The 15,006-nt window shown below is 74.3% G+C and carries 15 protein-coding genes; 10 read left to right on the top strand and 5 right to left on the bottom strand.

Annotated features, from left to right (window positions below; all coding sequences use genetic code 11):
- The first annotated feature begins 17 nt into the window (after window positions 1-17).
- Window positions 18-1,196 (top strand): MalY/PatB family protein, encoded by a 1,179-nt coding sequence (locus ACFWJB_RS06510; RefSeq protein ID WP_385466705.1) that lies wholly within the window; start codon window positions 18-20, stop codon window positions 1,194-1,196.
- Window positions 1,197-1,264: 68 nt separating this feature from the next.
- Window positions 1,265-1,654: a PPOX class F420-dependent oxidoreductase gene (locus ACFWJB_RS06505; protein WP_385466708.1), complete on the top strand. Its 390-nt coding sequence runs from the start codon at window positions 1,265-1,267 to the stop codon at window positions 1,652-1,654.
- 8 nt (window positions 1,655-1,662) lie between these two features.
- Here the strand turns inward: ACFWJB_RS06505 and ACFWJB_RS06500 are convergent, their stop codons facing one another.
- Entirely contained in the window at window positions 1,663-2,076 is a 414-nt protein-coding gene (locus ACFWJB_RS06500; protein ID WP_385466711.1) for a Zn-ribbon domain-containing OB-fold protein, read from the bottom strand.
- A gap of 279 nt (window positions 2,077-2,355) precedes the next feature.
- Here ACFWJB_RS06500 and ACFWJB_RS06495 point away from each other — a divergent pair, with 279 nt between their 5' ends.
- Together ACFWJB_RS06495 and ACFWJB_RS06490 are read left to right on the top strand one after the other, a co-directional pair.
- Window positions 2,356-3,192: a hypothetical protein gene (locus ACFWJB_RS06495; RefSeq protein ID WP_385466714.1), complete on the top strand. Its 837-nt coding sequence runs from the start codon at window positions 2,356-2,358 to the stop codon at window positions 3,190-3,192.
- Between the two features lie 28 nt (window positions 3,193-3,220).
- Complete coding sequence (locus ACFWJB_RS06490) at window positions 3,221-3,709, top strand: flavin reductase family protein (RefSeq protein WP_385466717.1); 489 nt, start codon at window positions 3,221-3,223, stop codon at window positions 3,707-3,709.
- Between the two features lie 9 nt (window positions 3,710-3,718).
- Here the strand turns inward: ACFWJB_RS06490 and ACFWJB_RS06485 are convergent, their stop codons facing one another.
- The 3 genes from ACFWJB_RS06485 to ACFWJB_RS06475 form a co-directional block, all read right to left on the bottom strand.
- On the bottom strand, window positions 3,719-6,124 hold the full coding sequence (locus ACFWJB_RS06485) for a SpoIIE family protein phosphatase (protein ID WP_386920904.1): 2,406 nt from the start codon (window positions 6,122-6,124) through the stop codon (window positions 3,719-3,721).
- Between the two features lie 141 nt (window positions 6,125-6,265).
- The gene (locus ACFWJB_RS06480) at window positions 6,266-6,649 is read right to left on the bottom strand and encodes a hypothetical protein (RefSeq protein ID WP_385466720.1); all 384 of its coding nucleotides are present in this window, start codon (window positions 6,647-6,649) and stop codon (window positions 6,266-6,268) included.
- Window positions 6,650-6,959: 310 nt separating this feature from the next.
- Window positions 6,960-7,877, bottom strand: coding sequence for a MurR/RpiR family transcriptional regulator (locus tag ACFWJB_RS06475; protein ID WP_386920612.1), 918 nt, complete (start codon window positions 7,875-7,877; stop codon window positions 6,960-6,962).
- 204 nt (window positions 7,878-8,081) lie between these two features.
- Between ACFWJB_RS06475 and ACFWJB_RS06470 the strand changes: the two genes are divergently transcribed.
- Both ACFWJB_RS06470 and ACFWJB_RS06465 read left to right on the top strand, forming a co-directional pair.
- Window positions 8,082-8,243, top strand: a complete 162-nt coding sequence (locus tag ACFWJB_RS06470) for a hypothetical protein (RefSeq protein ID WP_385466726.1) — start codon at window positions 8,082-8,084, stop codon at window positions 8,241-8,243.
- An 88-nt stretch (window positions 8,244-8,331) separates the two neighbouring features.
- Window positions 8,332-8,733, top strand: coding sequence for a DUF3662 domain-containing protein (locus tag ACFWJB_RS06465; protein WP_386920610.1), 402 nt, complete (start codon window positions 8,332-8,334; stop codon window positions 8,731-8,733).
- Window positions 8,734-8,779: 46 nt separating this feature from the next.
- On the opposite strand, the gene ACFWJB_RS06460 is transcribed toward ACFWJB_RS06465, so the two are convergent.
- Window positions 8,780-9,460: a nucleoside/nucleotide kinase family protein gene (locus tag ACFWJB_RS06460; RefSeq protein WP_386920608.1), complete on the bottom strand. Its 681-nt coding sequence runs from the start codon at window positions 9,458-9,460 to the stop codon at window positions 8,780-8,782.
- A gap of 120 nt (window positions 9,461-9,580) precedes the next feature.
- Here ACFWJB_RS06460 and ACFWJB_RS06455 point away from each other — a divergent pair, with 120 nt between their 5' ends.
- The 4 genes from ACFWJB_RS06455 (at window position 9,581) to ACFWJB_RS06440 (ending at window position 14,883) form a co-directional block, all read left to right on the top strand.
- Window positions 9,581-10,321 (top strand): beta-phosphoglucomutase family hydrolase, encoded by a 741-nt coding sequence (locus ACFWJB_RS06455; protein ID WP_385466735.1) that lies wholly within the window; start codon window positions 9,581-9,583, stop codon window positions 10,319-10,321.
- Entirely contained in the window at window positions 10,318-12,672 is a 2,355-nt protein-coding gene (locus ACFWJB_RS06450; RefSeq protein ID WP_385466739.1) for a glycoside hydrolase family 65 protein, read from the top strand. The genes ACFWJB_RS06455 and ACFWJB_RS06450 overlap by 4 nt, the downstream gene beginning before the upstream one ends.
- A gap of 174 nt (window positions 12,673-12,846) precedes the next feature.
- Window positions 12,847-14,325 (top strand): hypothetical protein, encoded by a 1,479-nt coding sequence (locus tag ACFWJB_RS06445; protein WP_385466742.1) that lies wholly within the window; start codon window positions 12,847-12,849, stop codon window positions 14,323-14,325.
- 72 nt (window positions 14,326-14,397) lie between these two features.
- A complete protein-coding gene (locus ACFWJB_RS06440) occupies window positions 14,398-14,883 on the top strand; it encodes a DUF5709 domain-containing protein (protein ID WP_385466745.1) in 486 nt (161 codons plus the stop codon).
- The last annotated feature ends 123 nt before the right edge of the window (window positions 14,884-15,006 follow it).

Here is a 15,006-nt window from a genome sequence, read left to right as displayed (position 1 = left end):
CACCTATCTTGAGCCCCATGACCAGGATCCCGCAGGACCCGCCCGGTGAACCCGACCCGCTGCAGGAGCTCACCCTCGACCGGCTGCGCCGCCGCACGAGCATGAAGTGGCGCACCCACCCCGCGGACGTGCTGCCGCTGTGGGTGGCCGAGATGGACGTGCCGCTCGCCGGACCGGTCGTGCGGGCCGTCACCGACGCCATGGAGCTCGGCGACACCGGTTATCCCAGCGGCACCGCCTACGCGGAGGCGCTGGCCGCCTTCGCGGGCGAACGCTGGGGCTGGGACGGCCTCGCCGTGGAACGCACCGCGATCGTGCCCGACGTGATGCTCGGCGTCGTCGAGATGCTCAAGCTGGTCACCGGCCCCGGTGACCCGGTGATCGTCAATCCGCCGGTGTACCCGCCGTTCTTCCAGTTCGTGACGCACCTGGACCGGCGTGTGGTCGAGGCGCCGCTCGGCGCGGACCTGCGCATCGATCAGGCGGCGCTGGAGGACGCCTTCCGGCGGGCGGTCGCCGGCGGCGGGCGGGCCGCCTACCTGTTGTGCAGCCCGCACAACCCGACCGGCACCGTGCACACCGCCGAGGAACTGACCGCCGTCGCCGCCCTCGCCGAGCGGTACGGCGTGCGGGTCGTGGCCGACGAGATCCACGCGCCCGTCGTCGCCGGCGGCGTGCGGTTCGTGCCGTACCTGAGTGTCCCCGGAGCCGGCCGCGGCCTGTCGCTGATGTCGGCGTCCAAGGGCTGGAACCTGCCCGGGCTCAAGGCGGCGCTCGCCCTCGCCGGGCCCGGTGCCGCGGGCGACCTGGCCCGGATGCCCGAGGAGGTCGGGCACGGCCCGAGCCACGTCGGCGTCATCGCCCACACCGCCGCCCTGCGCCACGGCACCGCCTGGCTCGACGCCGTGCTCGCCGGGCTCGACAGGAACCGCCGGCTGCTCACCGACCTGCTGGCCGCGCACCTGCCCGGTGTCGTCCACCGCCCCGGGGAGGCGACCTACCTCGCCTGGCTCGACTGCCGCGCGCTCGGCCTGGGCGACGACCCGGCCGAGGTCTTCCTCCGGCGCGGCCGGGTGGCGCTCAGCCCGGGCCCGGACTTCGGCACCGGCGGCGCCGGACACGTCCGGCTCAACCTCGCCGCCTCGCCGGAGGTGATCACGGAGGCGGTACGGAGGATGGCGTCGGCCCTGGTGTGAACGGGCGGCGCGCGCACTTGCCGGGTACGGGCGACGCACGCGGGGGAGCGGCCCTAGACTTCCGGACCATGGACGACGAGGCGTCACTGGACCGGCTCGGTGCCGGCAAGTATCTGTTGGTCACCAGCTACCGCAGGAACGGCACCCCGGTCGCCACTCCGGTGTGGGTCGTGCGGGACGGGGACGCGCTCGGCGTGTGGACGGCCGCCGACTCCTGGAAGGTCAAGCGGGTGCGCAGGCGTGCCGACGTCCTGGTCGGCCCCTGCGACGTGCGGGGCACCCCGACCGGCGACCAGATCCCCGCGACCGCCGAGATCGGCGACGCGGCCACGGCCGGCCGCTACCGCGGGCTCATCGCCCGCAAGTACGGCATCGTCGGACGGCTCACCCTCTTCGGGAGCCGGCTGCGCCGGGGACTGGACGGCACCGTGGGGATCACGATCACGCTCACGCCGTGAGGGCCGACTCAGGTCCAAGCCCGGTACGGCTCGTCGACCAACTGGAAGACCGGTTCACCCCGTACCGGGTCCTTGGCCGTGGACAGCCGGACCCGGTCCCCGCTGTGAATGCCGATGAGCGGACCCGTGACCCGGCCGCGCAGCACGAAGCCCTCGGTCATCTCGATCAGGGACACGTTGCGCGCGGCGGGGGTGTTGCGGTGCACGACCGTGGCGTGCCGTACCGTCCCGGTGCCCTCGCTGCGCTCCGTCCGCAGGTCGCTGCCCCGGCAGACCGGACACAGCAGCCGGTGGTACATGGAGGTGCCGCACCAGGTGCAGCGCTGGAAGTAGATGGCCTCGGTCTCCGGGGCCCGGTGGTCGAGCACGCCCGTCGGGGAGCCGGCTGCCTGCTGAACGACGCTTCCTGAGGGGTGGTACACGCTGGTCAACTCCCTGCACTCGGGCCGGAATCCCGCGTGCCGTCGCCGGGCACGCGTGTGCGCGGCAGACCGTGCCACCGTGCACGCCGCCAGAGTATGGCACTGAGTGCCACGCGTAAAGGTGCCGCGTGCCGCGGAATCTACGGCCCGGTTGGCGGAGATGGGCTCATTGGCCGAAGAAATATGGCACTGAGTGCAGTCTCTGGCGGCGGGGAGCGCCCCGCCATCGCGTCCGGGGCGTCGCATACGATCACGTGCGGCCGTCCCGAGGAGTCCCGCATGCCGTCCGCCCGCCCCCGCGTCCTCTACGTCACCGACCTCGCCTACCAGGCCCGGGGGCGTCGCTACTGCGACGAGGACATCTTCCTCACCTCCCGGCTGCGCGAGGACTTCGACCTGGCCCTGTGCGACCCGCGCGACGCGGCCGCCTTGCTGGACGGCTTCGACGCGGTCGTCGTCCGCAACAGCGGGCCGGTGCTGGGCCACCGGGCCGCGTACGACGCCTTCCGCGAGCGGGCGGCCGCTTGCGGTGCCCGCGTCTACAACCAGCTCACCGGCCGAGCGGACATGGCCGGCAAGCAGTACCTGCTCGACCTGACGGCCGCCGGGTACCCCGTCATCCCGACCGTCGACCGGACCGGGCACCTGGACCGGCTGCCCTGGGCCGAGGAGTACGTCGTGAAGCCGAAGCTGGGCGCCGACTCCCTCGGGCTGCGGTTCGTCCCGGCGGACCGGGTCCGGGAGGCGGTGCGCGCCGGAGCCGGTGACGTCCTCGTCCAGCCGCGCGTCGACTTCGCCTACGAGGTGTCCTTCTACTTCGTCGACCACGACTTCCAGTACGCCCTGTACGCGCCGCACCCCGACCGGCGCTGGCAGCTGGAACCCTACGAGGCCACCCCGGAGGACCTCGAGTTCGCACGGCGGTTCGTCGAGTGGAACGGCATCGAGCACGGCATCCAGCGCGTCGACGCCTGCCGCGCTCCCGGCGGCGAGCTGCTGCTCGTCGAACTGGAGGACCTCAACCCGTACTTGTCGCTGGACGCCCTCGACGAGCCGCGCAGGGACGCCTTCGTCGCCGCCATGAAGGCCGCGCTGCGCCGCCTTCTCGACGCCTGACGGAACCGGTCGGCCCGGTCCGCCTAGCATGGCGGGCATGGACGTGTTTCTCGACCGGCTCGACCCGGACATGTGCGTGGTCACGGCGGTGGCGGACGGGGAGGAGGCGGGCTGTCTGGTCGGCTTCGCCTCCCAGTGCTCGATGGAACCCGTGCGGTTCGTCGTGTGGCTGTCCGAGGTCAACCGGACGTTCCGGGTGGCCCGGTCCGCCGCGTACCTGGCCGTCCACCTGCTCGCCCGGGAACAGCACGCGCTGGCCGAGGTGTTCGGCGGGCGGACCGGCGACGACGTGGACAAGTTCCGGCACGTCCGCCGGCGCACCGGGTACGCGGGGGCGGTCGTGCTGGAGGACGCCGAGGCGTGGTTCGTCGGCCGGGTCCTGGAGCGGATCACCGGAGGCGACCACGTCGGTTTCGTCCTCGAACCGGTCGAGTGGGGCGGTCGCGAAGCGTCCGGCGGGCCGCTGCTGCGGCTCGGCGACGCGCGCACCATCGAGCCCGGCCACCCGGTGGACTGACCCGCGCCGCTACGGCTGCTCCACCGGGTTGTCCGGCACCTGTATGTCGAGGACGCAGACGTCGTCCCGCAGTTCGTCCTCCGTCAGCAGCGCGGCCAGCAGCGGCTCCAGGGTGCCCGCCCGGTCGGCGTGGTGGGCCGCGGCGGCACTCGCGAGCCGCTCAAGACCCCGGTCGATGCCGTCGGACGGCCGCTCCACCAGGCCGTCCGTGTACAGCAGGAGGCGGTCGCCCGGCTCCAGGAGGCACTCCGCCTCCGCGAAGACGGGGGCGTGGCTCGCGCCGAGCAGGATGCCCTTCGGCCGGTCGAGGTAGCGGGCCTTCCCGGCGCGCAGCAGCAGCGGCGGCAGATGGCCGGCCTGCGCCCACAGCAGACGTCGCCGCCCGGGCGAGTAACGGGCCAGGACCATGCTCGCGGTGCCGTGGGCGCCACGGGAGTGCAGCAGCAGCGCGTTGAGGCGGGCCAGTGCCCCGGTCAGCGAGGAACCGGTGACGACCATGCCCTTGGCGGTGAAGCGCAGCTGGGCCATCGTGGCGACGGCGTCCACCCCGTGACCGGCGACGTCACCGACCACGAACAGCGCGTCCCCGTCGGGCAGTTCTATGGCGCTGAACCAGTCGCCGCCGACCTGCACGCCCGCCTGCGCGGGCAGGTAGGCGACCTCCACACGCAGCCCGGCCGGCCGCAACGGGCGCCGGGGCAGGGGCAGCAGCGCGTCCTGCAGCCGGGCCGCCAGCGTCCGCTCGGCCAGCAGCACGCCCTGCTGGGTCAGCATCGCCCGCTCGCTCTCGACCAGCGCCAGCTCCGCGAGGCGCCGTGCGGTCAGGTCCTGGACGAAGCCGTGCACCTCCACGGGCGTCCCGTTGTCGTCCGTCACCGCCTCGGCGACGATCCGCAGGTGCCGGACGCCGGCCGGTGTCCTGGTCCGGAAGGGGAGGTCGCACGGCCGTCCCTCGCGCGTCAGCGCGCGCACGGCCCGCGTCAGCGCGGGCACGTCGTCCGGCAGCGCGAGGCCGGGCAGGCCGGTGAGGGCGACCGGGCCGCGTCCGCGGTCCCGGCCGAAGATGGCGAAGACCTGCTCGGACCAGGCGGCCTCGCCGGCGACCAGGTCCCAGTTCGCCCAGCCGAGGTCGCCCAGCCGCTGGAGGTCGGCCAGCCGCTGCTCCTGCCGGTCGGAGGCGTCGTGCCGGACCCAGGACAGTACGAGCCCGTCGCCCAGCGGAGCCGCCCGCACCGAGTACGTGGCCGCTTCCGCGCCGGCGTCCCCCGCGTCCCGGTGGGCGAAGGGCTCGCCCTCGTACGGCTCCCCGGTGGCCAGCGTCCGCAGGCATCCCTGGCGCAGCGGCTCGGCGACCGGCTCCGGCAGCCACTCCCGGAGCTGCCGGCCGGCCGGGTCCGCGCCGCCGGCGAACTCCGCTGCCTGCGCGGTCGCGGAGTCGACGCGGAAGTCCGTGACGTGTCCCGAGGGCGCTCGCACCGGGGTGAGCAGCACCGCCGCGACCGGCAGGGCGTCGAACACCCGCTGCACGTCGCCGGCGGCGCCGGCCCCGGCGGGCCGCGGCCGGCCGCGGTACGACCGCAGCCACCCGGCACACAGGCGGGCGACGGCCCGCAGACGGTCCCGGTCGCCGGAGGTGAAGGGGCGGCCGTCGACGGGGCGGAGCACGCCGAGGCACACGTCGGCCGGCGCCCCGGGCGGCACCGGCAGCCAGGCCTGGGGCCGGGCGCGTCCGGACGGGCCACCGGCCGGCGGCCATCCCTCGGCGTCGTCCGGCCAGCGCGGCTCACCGGTGCGCAGGGCCTCCAGTGCGGACGTCCCGCTCGACGGCGGCACCTGGGGCCATCGGGCGGCCGCCGCTTCGTCGAGACCGGAGTGGCCCATCAGCTCCAGGCCGCCCGAGGGCACCCGGGCGCAGAGCACCACCGCGTCCGCGCCGACGGCGGGCGCGAGCCGCCGGTGGAGGCAGCGGGCGAGTTCCTGCGGGGAGGCGACGTGCGTCAGGGCCTCGGCGAGGCCGGGTGGGACGGCCGGCGCACCGTCCGGGAGACGGTCGTCGGAGGGACGGGCGTCGGGGAGCTGCGGGGCCGGCGCCCCGGCGCGGCCCGGGAGTGGATCCGCGTCGGCGGGCGGTGCCAGGGTGCCGAGCGTGATCCAGCACTCCTCCAGCAGCGTGCGCCGGCCCTCCTTCGCCCGCCGGGCCAGCGTCTCGCGCGCCGCCTCGGCGGAGACCCCGGTGAGCGCCATCACGGCGCCCTCGGCCCGTGCCACGACGGCCGTCGTGGTGGCGCGATCGCGCAGCCGTTCGATCTCGGCACGCTGTCCGGCGACGACCCGGGCCAATGTGGCCAGGTCGGGCGCGGCGCCGGAGTCCGTCGGCGTGGCGTGCTCGCTCGTCACGCGACGAGCATGGCACATGGACCGGCTTTCGACGGCCGCCATTCGGCAGGTGATTCTTTTGCCGCCCCCGCGGCGCCGGCCGGGTGGGCCCCGAGGCGAGGGGCGGGCGTCCGCCGGCCGCTCCGGCGCACGCCCGTCCCGTGCGCCCGCGGGCGCGGGTCAGCGCCCGGCCGCACCATGCCCGACCAGGGCCTCGGTGACCGCGCGCACGCTGCGCGCGATGTGCTGGAGCTGCTGGAGCTCGGCCGCGTACAGCTTGATCGTGTGCTCGATGACGGACTCGGGCAGACCCAGCCGCGGCAGGTCGGCCCGGGCGGTCTGCAGGGCGGTACGGGCCACCCGGACCTCCTGCTGGACCTGGATCTGCGCGTGGCGGGCGAGCAGGACGGGGTGCCGGATCAGGGCCGGATAGCCGGCGTAGCGGGCCGGCACCAGCTCGCGCAGCCACTTGGCCGCCGAGCGCTCCCAGTCGTAGCTGCCGGGGTTCTTCACCTGGCACGGCCAGTCGGGGCCGAGGCGCGTGGTCGTCAGGGGCATGATCATCGCTTCCGGGTGTGCGGCGTCGACGGGGTGCTGCGACGGGTGGGGGGCGGCCCCGGCCCAGGGGAGTGACCGGGACCGCCGCGGGCGCTCGCGCAGGCGATGCCCGACCGAACACCCGGGGCGCGCCGGAGCGGGTAGGAGTCGGCGGCCAGGGTGTTCGCGCAGGTGCGGACGCGGTCCGGGCGTCCGGGTCGCGATCCGTGAGCAGTATTTATATATGCCATCTGCTTTGCAAGACGTATGAAAACATTCATGCCCGCTGAGGTGGGAACGGCCCGCGGACCGATCCGGTCCGCGCCCGGCGGGCCGGTCAGTCCCGCAGGAAGAACTGGTGCTGCTCGGCGATCTGCTCGTACTCCTCGAGCCGGGCCTGCGTCCGCTCCGGATCGGCGTCGGTCATGGCCTGGAGCAGCGCCGCGCACATCACGCCCGGCGCCGCGTAGGAGTCGAAGACCAACCGGGAGCCCGTGCCGGTGGCGAAGGTGACGTCGGCCTCGTCGACCACCGGGCCGAGCGCCAGGTCGGTGACCAGCGCCACCTTCAGCCCGGCCCCGCGGGCCACCCGTAACGCGTCGAGGGTCTCCTGGGCGTGCCGGGGCAGGGAGAAGGCCAGCACCCAGGTCCCGCCCGCCTCCCGGGACTGCAGCAGGGCGTCGTAGGCGACGCTGCCGCCGCGGGTGACCAGCCTGACGTCGGGGTGGACGCGGCGGGCGGCGTAGGCGAAGTACTCGGCGAGCGACACGGAGATCCGCAGCCCGAGGACGGTCAGCGGCGCCGACGCGGCCAGCTTCCGGCCGGTCTCGACGACCTGCCCCGGGTCGGCGAAGTCGCGCCGCAGATTCTCCAGGTTCTCGATCTCGGCGTCGACGGCCGCCTGCAGTTCGTTGCCGCCGTTCTCCTCGGCCGGGGCGCCGCCGCGGCCGGCCAGCGCGATCGACTGGAGCCGTTCCCTCAGCGCCGGGTAGCCGCTGAAGCCGACCGCCGACGCGAACCGGGTCACCGACGGCTGGCTCACACCGACCCGGTCGGCCAGGTCCGTGATGGACAGGAACGCCGCCTCGGTCAGGTTCTCGATCAGGTACTGGGCGATGCGCCGCTGGCCGGGGGAGAGACGGGGACGGTCGAACAACGCCCTCAGCCGGGACGTGGGGGAGACCTCCGTCTCCGGGGCCGTCCGTCCCGAGGTGATCGCCGATGCCTGTGCGCGTGCCTGCTGCGGCGATGGCACGGGCGTGCCTCCTTTGTCTCCCACGGAGGTCAACATAGCCCACCGGCCGCGCCCGTCAGGGCGCTGTTCCCGGCCGGTGGAGCCCCGCGCGGACGGGCGCCGGGCCTGGCGCGGAGGAGACGTGACGGGTCGTGGGGGATAGCACCGCGCCGGGCGGGAACCCGCCGTCAGGAAGATCCCCCACCAGCCACGAGGAGCCCCGTCATGACCGTCCCCGAGGAGAACCGGCCGAAGACCGACACCACGGACGACGTTCTCGACCAGCGTGACGAGAACACGCCCCGCACGCCCGGTGGCACCGGCCGGACCATGCGCGAGGCCCTGGAGGAGGCCCACGTGCGCCCCGACGACTACGACGAGGAATGACCGCCCCGTAAGCCGCGCGCCGGCCCCGCGCCCCGCGGCGCCCGATCCCGAGCAGCATCCGACCCCGACCACCGGCAGGTGACATCGTATGAGCGCCATCAGCGCGCTGGAGAAGGCTCTGGAGAACCGATGGGAGGCGCTGTGGGCGCGGGTACGCGACAGGGAGCCCGTCGAGATCCTCGACGCCCTGCGCACCGAGTGCGACAGCAACGCCGTGGTCTGCGCCGAAGGCCGGGTCATGGTCCCCAACGCCTACGACGTCGAGCTCGCCGAGGTCGTCCACGAGGAACTGGCGCGCCATGACGGCCGGGTGGGCCAGGTGCTCACCGACAGCCTCGTCCGGCACGCCGAGCGGCGCGGATACGAGTGGGCGGGCCCGCTGGCGGTGCACGTGGGCAAGTCCGCCGACGTGCCCAACGGCCGCTATCGCGTGGCGAGCGGCGTGCTGCCGCACGTCAGCGCCCAGGGGTTCCCGAACGCGGCGTCCTGACGGCGAGGGGAGCGCTGCCGTCCGTCCCGTGAGCCCCGGGCGGGGTTCAGCGCGGCGGGCCACCACCGGGCAGTGCCGTCTCCGGCACCACGAGGTCGGCGCGGTCCCGGGTCGCGGCCACCAGTTCGGCGTTGCGCTGGTCCGTGCCCCGCACCCAGGCCACCGCGTCCTCCGGCGACTTGCCGAACTCCTCGTGCCGGGCCACCAGCCGGCGGACCCGCTCCTCCTCGGGCACCTCGCAGAACCACACCTCGTCGAGGTGGGCCCGCACCCGTGCCCACGCGCCGGTGCCCAGCAGGAGGTAGTTGCCCTCCGTCACGACCAGCCGGGCCGTCGGCGGCACCGGCACGGCCCCGGCGAGCGGCTGCTCCAGCACCCGCTCGAAGCCGGGCGCGTAGACCATGTCCTCCGCGTCGTCCGTGCCGTCGCCCCGCCCCTCGCGCAGCCTGCGCAGCAGCGCCGCGTACCCGGCCGCGTCGAAGGTGTCCGGCGCGCCCTTGCGGTCCCGGCGGCCGAGCCGGTCCAGCTCGGCGTCGGCGAGGTGGAAGCCGTCCATGGGGACGTGGGCGGCCCACGCCCCGTCCGTCCCGTTCAGCTCCCGCACCAGAGCCGCGGCGAGCGTCGACTTCCCGGCACCGGGACTCCCGGCGATACCGAGGATCGCGCGCCGTCCGCCGCGCGGGAGGGAACGGGCCCGGGTGAGCAGGTCGTCGAAAGTCAGCGGCACACCGCAGAGTGTGCCACCCGGCGGTCCGCCGCCGTCCGGCCGCCCGCCCCCGCGGCAGGACGGCCCCCTGTGTCAGGTACCACCCGATGGGACCCGCTCCGGCGGGGAACTGTGTCGGGTATGACGACGCAGCTCGGGCTTCCCGACGACATCCAGGCCTGCCTCTTCGACCTCGACGGGGTCGTCACCCGGACGGCGGTGGTGCACGCCGCCGCCTGGAAGGAGACGTTCGACGCCTTCCTGCGCGAGCGGGACGGCGCGGACTTCCGCCCGTTCACCGACTCCGACTACGACGAATACGTCGACGGCCGCCCCCGCGCGGACGGTGTGCGCACCTTCCTCGCCTCCCGCGGCATCGAACTGCCCGAGGGCACTCCCGACGACCCGGCCGACGCGCAGACGGTCAACGGGGTCGGCAACCGCAAGAACGGGCTGGTCCTGGAGAAGATCCGCACCGAGGGCGTCGAGGCGTACGACGGCACCCTGCGCTACATCGACGCGGTCCGCTCGGCCGGGCTCGCCACCGCGATCGTCTCCTCCAGCGCCAACACCGTGGACGTGCTGCGGTCCATCGACGCCGAGCGCCTGTTCGACGTACGGATCGACGGCGTGGTGGCGCGCGAGCGGCGACTGCCGGGCAAGCCACGTCCCGACACCTTCCTGGCCGCCGCCCGCGACCTCGGCGTCGAACCGTCGCGCGCCGCCGTCTTCGAGGACGCCCTCGCCGGCATGGACGCCGGCCGTTCCGGGCACTTCGGCTACGTCGTCGGCGTCGACCGTGTCGGCCAAACCGACGCGCTGTACGCCCACGGCGCCGACCGCGTCGTCAAGGACCTCGCCGAGCTGGAGGGCCACGCATGATCACCAACCGGACCTACGCGGTCGAGCCCTGGTCCGTGCGCGAGACGGAGCTCAACCTCGACCTCCTCGCCCAGAGCGAGTCCGTCTTCGCCCTCTCCAACGGGCACGTCGGCTGGCGCGGCAACCTCGACGAGGGAGAACCGCACGGCCTGCCCGGCAGCTACCTCAACGGCGTGTACGAACTGCACCCGCTGCCCTACGCCGAGGCCGGCTACGGCTATCCCGAGTCCGGGCAGACCGTCATCAACGTCACCAACGGCAAGCTGCTGCGCCTGCTCGTCGACGACGAGCCGTTCGACCTGCGCTACGGCCGGCTCGTCAAGCACGAACGCACCCTCGACCTGCGGCGCGGGGTGCTGGAGCGGTTCTGCGAGTGGACCTCTCCGGCCGGCTCGACCATCAGGGTGCGCTCCACCCGGCTGGTCTCTCTCACCCAGCGGGCCATCGCCGCCGTCGAGTACGAGGTGGAACCCGTCGACAGCCGGACCCGGGTGGTCATCCAGTCCGAGCTCGTCACCAACGAGAGCCTGCCCGAACCGGACGGCGACCCCCGTACGGCCAAGGCGCTGAAGTCCCCGCTGGAGCCGGAGGAGGACCTCGCACTCGGCCCCCGGCTGCGCCTGGTCCACCGCACCCGGCGCAGCGGCCTCAGGGTCGCCGTGGCCGCCGACCACGTCGTCGACGGCCCCGAGGGGACCACCACCGACAGCGAGAGCAACGAGGACGTGGCCCGCCTGACCATCACCTCCTCGCTGGAGCCGGGGCAGCGGCTGCGCGTGCAGAAGACCGTCGCCCACGGCTGGTCCAGTGCCCGCTCCCGGCCCGCGATGAGCGACCAGGTCGAGGCGGCGCTGGCCGCCGCGGCGCAGAGCGGCTGGGACGGACTGGTGGCCGAACAGCAGGCCTACCTCGACGACTTCTGGGCCCGGGCCGACGTCGAGGTGCACGGCGACGAGGAGATCCAGCAGGCCGTCCGCTTCGCCCTGTTCCACGTGCTCCAGGCCGGCGCCCGCGCCGAGCAGCGGGCGATCCCGGCCAAGGGACTGACCGGTTCCGGATACGACGGCCACGCCTTCTGGGACACCGAGATGTTCGTCCTGCCCGTACTGACCTACACCGAGCCGAAGGCCGTCGCCGAGGCGCTGCGCTGGCGGCAGGACACCCTGCCGGCCGCCCGGGACCGCGCCGCGCAGCTCGGGTTCCGCGGAGCCGCGTTCCCGTGGCGGACCATCGACGGCTCGGAGGGCTCCGCCTACTGGCCGGCCGGCACGGCCGCCTTCCACGTGGGCGCCGACATCGCGCACGCGGTGGTGCGGTACGTGGCGGCGACCGGCGACACCGACTTCGAACGGGACACGGGCCTGGAGCTGCTGGTGGAGACCGCCCGGCTGTGGCGGACCCTCGGCCACCACGACCACCACGGCGTCTTCCACATCGACGGCGTCACGGGCCCCGACGAGTACAGCGCCATCGCCGACGACAACACCTACACCAACCTCATGGCGCGGTCGAACCTCCTCACCGCCGCCGACGCCTGCGAACGCCACCCCGACGAGGCGACCCGGCTCGGCGTCGACGACGAGGAGAGCGCCGCCTGGCGGGACGCCGCCGAGAGCGTGCACATCCCCTACAACGAGGAACTGCGCGTCCACGAGCAGGACGCCGGCTTCACCCGCCACCAGCGCTGGGACTTCGCCGCCACCGGCGAGGACCAGTACCCGCTGATGCTGCACTTCCCCTACTTCGACATCTACCGCAAGCAGGTCGTCAAGCAGTCCGACCTCGTCCTGGCGATGTACACCTGCGGGAGCTGGTTCGACGCGAACTGCGACGAGGACCAGATCGCCCGCAACTTCGCCTACTACGAGCCGCTGACCGTGCGGGACTCGTCCCTCTCGGCGTGCTGCCAGGCCGTCGTCGCCGCCCAGACCGGACACCTGCGCCTGGCCTACGACTACGCCGCCGAGGCCGCCCTGATGGACCTGGCGGACCTGGAGCACAACACCCGCGACGGGCTGCACATCGCCTCCCTGGCCGGGACGTGGATGGCGCTGGTCGCCGGCTTCGGCGGCACCCGCCGCGACGGCGAGAGCCTCCGCTTCTCGCCGCGGCTGCCCGAGAAGTTCAGCCGGCTGGCCTTCCGGCTCCAGTTCCGCGGCCGGTGCGTGAGCGTGGAGATCGAGGCCGACAAGGCGACGTACACGCTGCTCATGGGCGATCCGCTGACGATCCACCACCACGGGAGTCCGGTGCTCATGAACGGCGACGGCCCCGTCACCCTCCCCGTCCCCGCCCCGGAACGGCGCCCCACCCCCGAGCAGCCCCCGTACCGCCGGCCGAACGTCCGCTGACCGGTCGCGCGCGCCGGGCGGACCGGACCGGGGCGACTGGCCGTAAACCGCCCTGCGGATCCGCGGGGTGCGGGTTAGCGTGACCGTGATCAACGGGTTGCCCCGGCTCCCGCCGGCGCGGCAGGAGGCGGGGTTCGAGCGGCCCCGCGGACGGCGGGCGGTGAGGGGTGCACGATGGCCGACGGCGCGAGCGCCCTGCTCACCGGTGGACGGCATCCGCAGGCGGCGGCTTCGCCCGGCGCCTCCGGGCGCCCGGGCGCGAACACCCCGCTCGCCGCGGTGGCCGCCGTCTTCACCCTGGCCCAACTGCTGCTCGTACGCCCCGGCCTGGGCCTCGGCTGGGACGAGATCGTCTACGTCAGCCAGGTCACGAACCACCACCCGGCGGCCTTCTTCAGCGCCCCGCGCGCCCGCGGCGTCTCCCTGCTGGTGGCGCCCGTCGCGTCCTGGTCGTCGTCCACCGCGCTGCTGCGCGTCTACCTCGCCGTGCTCTCCGGCGCCGGCCTGTACCTGGGGCTGCGGGCGTGGCGGGGCCTGTTCCCGGTGCGCGTCCTGGCCACCGCCGGCGCGTTCTTCGCCTCCCTGTGGGTGACCCTCTTCTACGGCCCGCAGGCCATGCCCAACTACTGGGTCGGCATCGGCGCCCTGATCTGCGTCGGCTGCTTCCTGCGGGCCCGGCGGGACGGGTCCGGGCCCGCGGTCCTGTGGGGAGTGGCGGCCGGCGCCGCGCTCATGGCGTGGATGCGGCCCACCGACGCCGTCTGGGTCACCCTGCCCCTGCTGGTCCTCGTCCTGGTCCGCAGGCACGGGCGGCTGCTGCTCGCCCTGGTGGGAGGCCTCGCCGCCGGGGGAGCGGAGTGGGTGGCCGAGGCGTACGCCTGGTACGGCGGCCTGGGGGAGCGCCTGGCGGAGGCCTCCCGCATCCAGGGCGGACTCGGCCTCCAGATCGCCGTCGACGACCAGCTGCGCAGCCTGGGCGGACGCGCCCTGTGCCGCCCGTGCACCGGATCGATGCCGCCCCCGGTGATCACCCTGTGGTGGTTGCTGCTGCCGGTCGTCGCCCTGGTCGCCGTGGCCGTGGCGGTACGGGCCCGCCGCACCGCCCGCACACTGATCCCGCTCGCCTGCGCCGCCACGTCCGCGCTGCCGTACCTGTTCATGATCGGGTACGCGGCGCCCCGCTTCCTCCAGCCCGCCTACGCCCTGCTGGCCGTCCCCGTCGCCGACGCGCTGTGGCACCTGGCCCGCACACCCCGCGGCCGCCGCCGGCCGGTGGGCGCGCCGCTGGTCGCCCTCGCGCTGGCCGGGCACCTGGCCGTGCAGCTCGTCGTCCTCGTGTACACCGTGGACCGCACCGCCGAGAGCCGCGAGGACTGGGCCCGCGCCGCCGACGCGCTGCACCGCCTGGGCGTCCGCCCGCCGTGCCTGGTCACCGGCCACGAGGCCATCCCGGTCGGCTACTACACAGGCTGCTCCTCCGGCGCGACCGCCGGCAACAACGAGAACACCACGGTCGCCGACATCCTGGACACGGCCCGCCGCATCCCCGTCGCCGCCCTCACGGCACCGGGCGGCACCCCGCCCGACTACGCCCGCTCCTGGACGGCGCACCGCGTCGGTGACCTGAACATCCGGGTCGCTCCCCCGGGTTAAAGATCGCGAATCGGGAAACGCGAACCGGACACCGACATGATCGAGCCGACGCCACGCGCAAGGGAGGCAGCGATGGGCACGGACCCGATGGCCGACGACGCCTACCAGCCCACCGGAACGAACGAGGAGCAGGAGGACGCCGCGCCCCTCGACCTCCAGGACGCCGTCGACGAGCGGGACTACGACGACACGCTCGACGAGGGCTACTCCCCGCCGGAGAAGCCCCTCGGCGTGACCAAGCACGGCACCACGGCCGCCGAGCAGCACGACGGGGAGACCCTGGACGAACGGCTCTCCCAGGAGGTCCCCGACGTGTCGGCGCCCGAGGGGGACGGTGTGGGCGACGAGCCCGGAGGCGAGGGCGAACCGGTCGACCCCGAGGCCGGCGCCGAGCGGTCCGGCCGCCTGGTCGCCCCAGACGAGGGCGTGCGCACCGACACGACCAAGGAGACGGTCGCCGAGGACGTGGGCATCGACGGAGGCGCCGCCGGAGCCGAGGAGGCCGCCATGCACGTCGTGGACGACGAGACGGCACTTCCGGACGGCGAGGAGAGATAGCGGGCACGGAACGCCGTGAGGGGACCCCCCCGCCGGGCGGTCCCCCCACCGCGGGTAGCGCAGGGGACCAACTTGTAGAAGGCGGCGGGGCCCACCACGGCCACCCATTTAAAGGGCCCATAA

Source organism: Streptomyces sp. NPDC127100 (assembly GCF_042724095.1).
In the GTDB taxonomy this organism is placed as follows: Bacteria; Actinomycetota; Actinomycetes; order Streptomycetales; family Streptomycetaceae; genus Streptomyces.
This window is presented reverse-complemented; position numbering and strand designations above follow the sequence as displayed.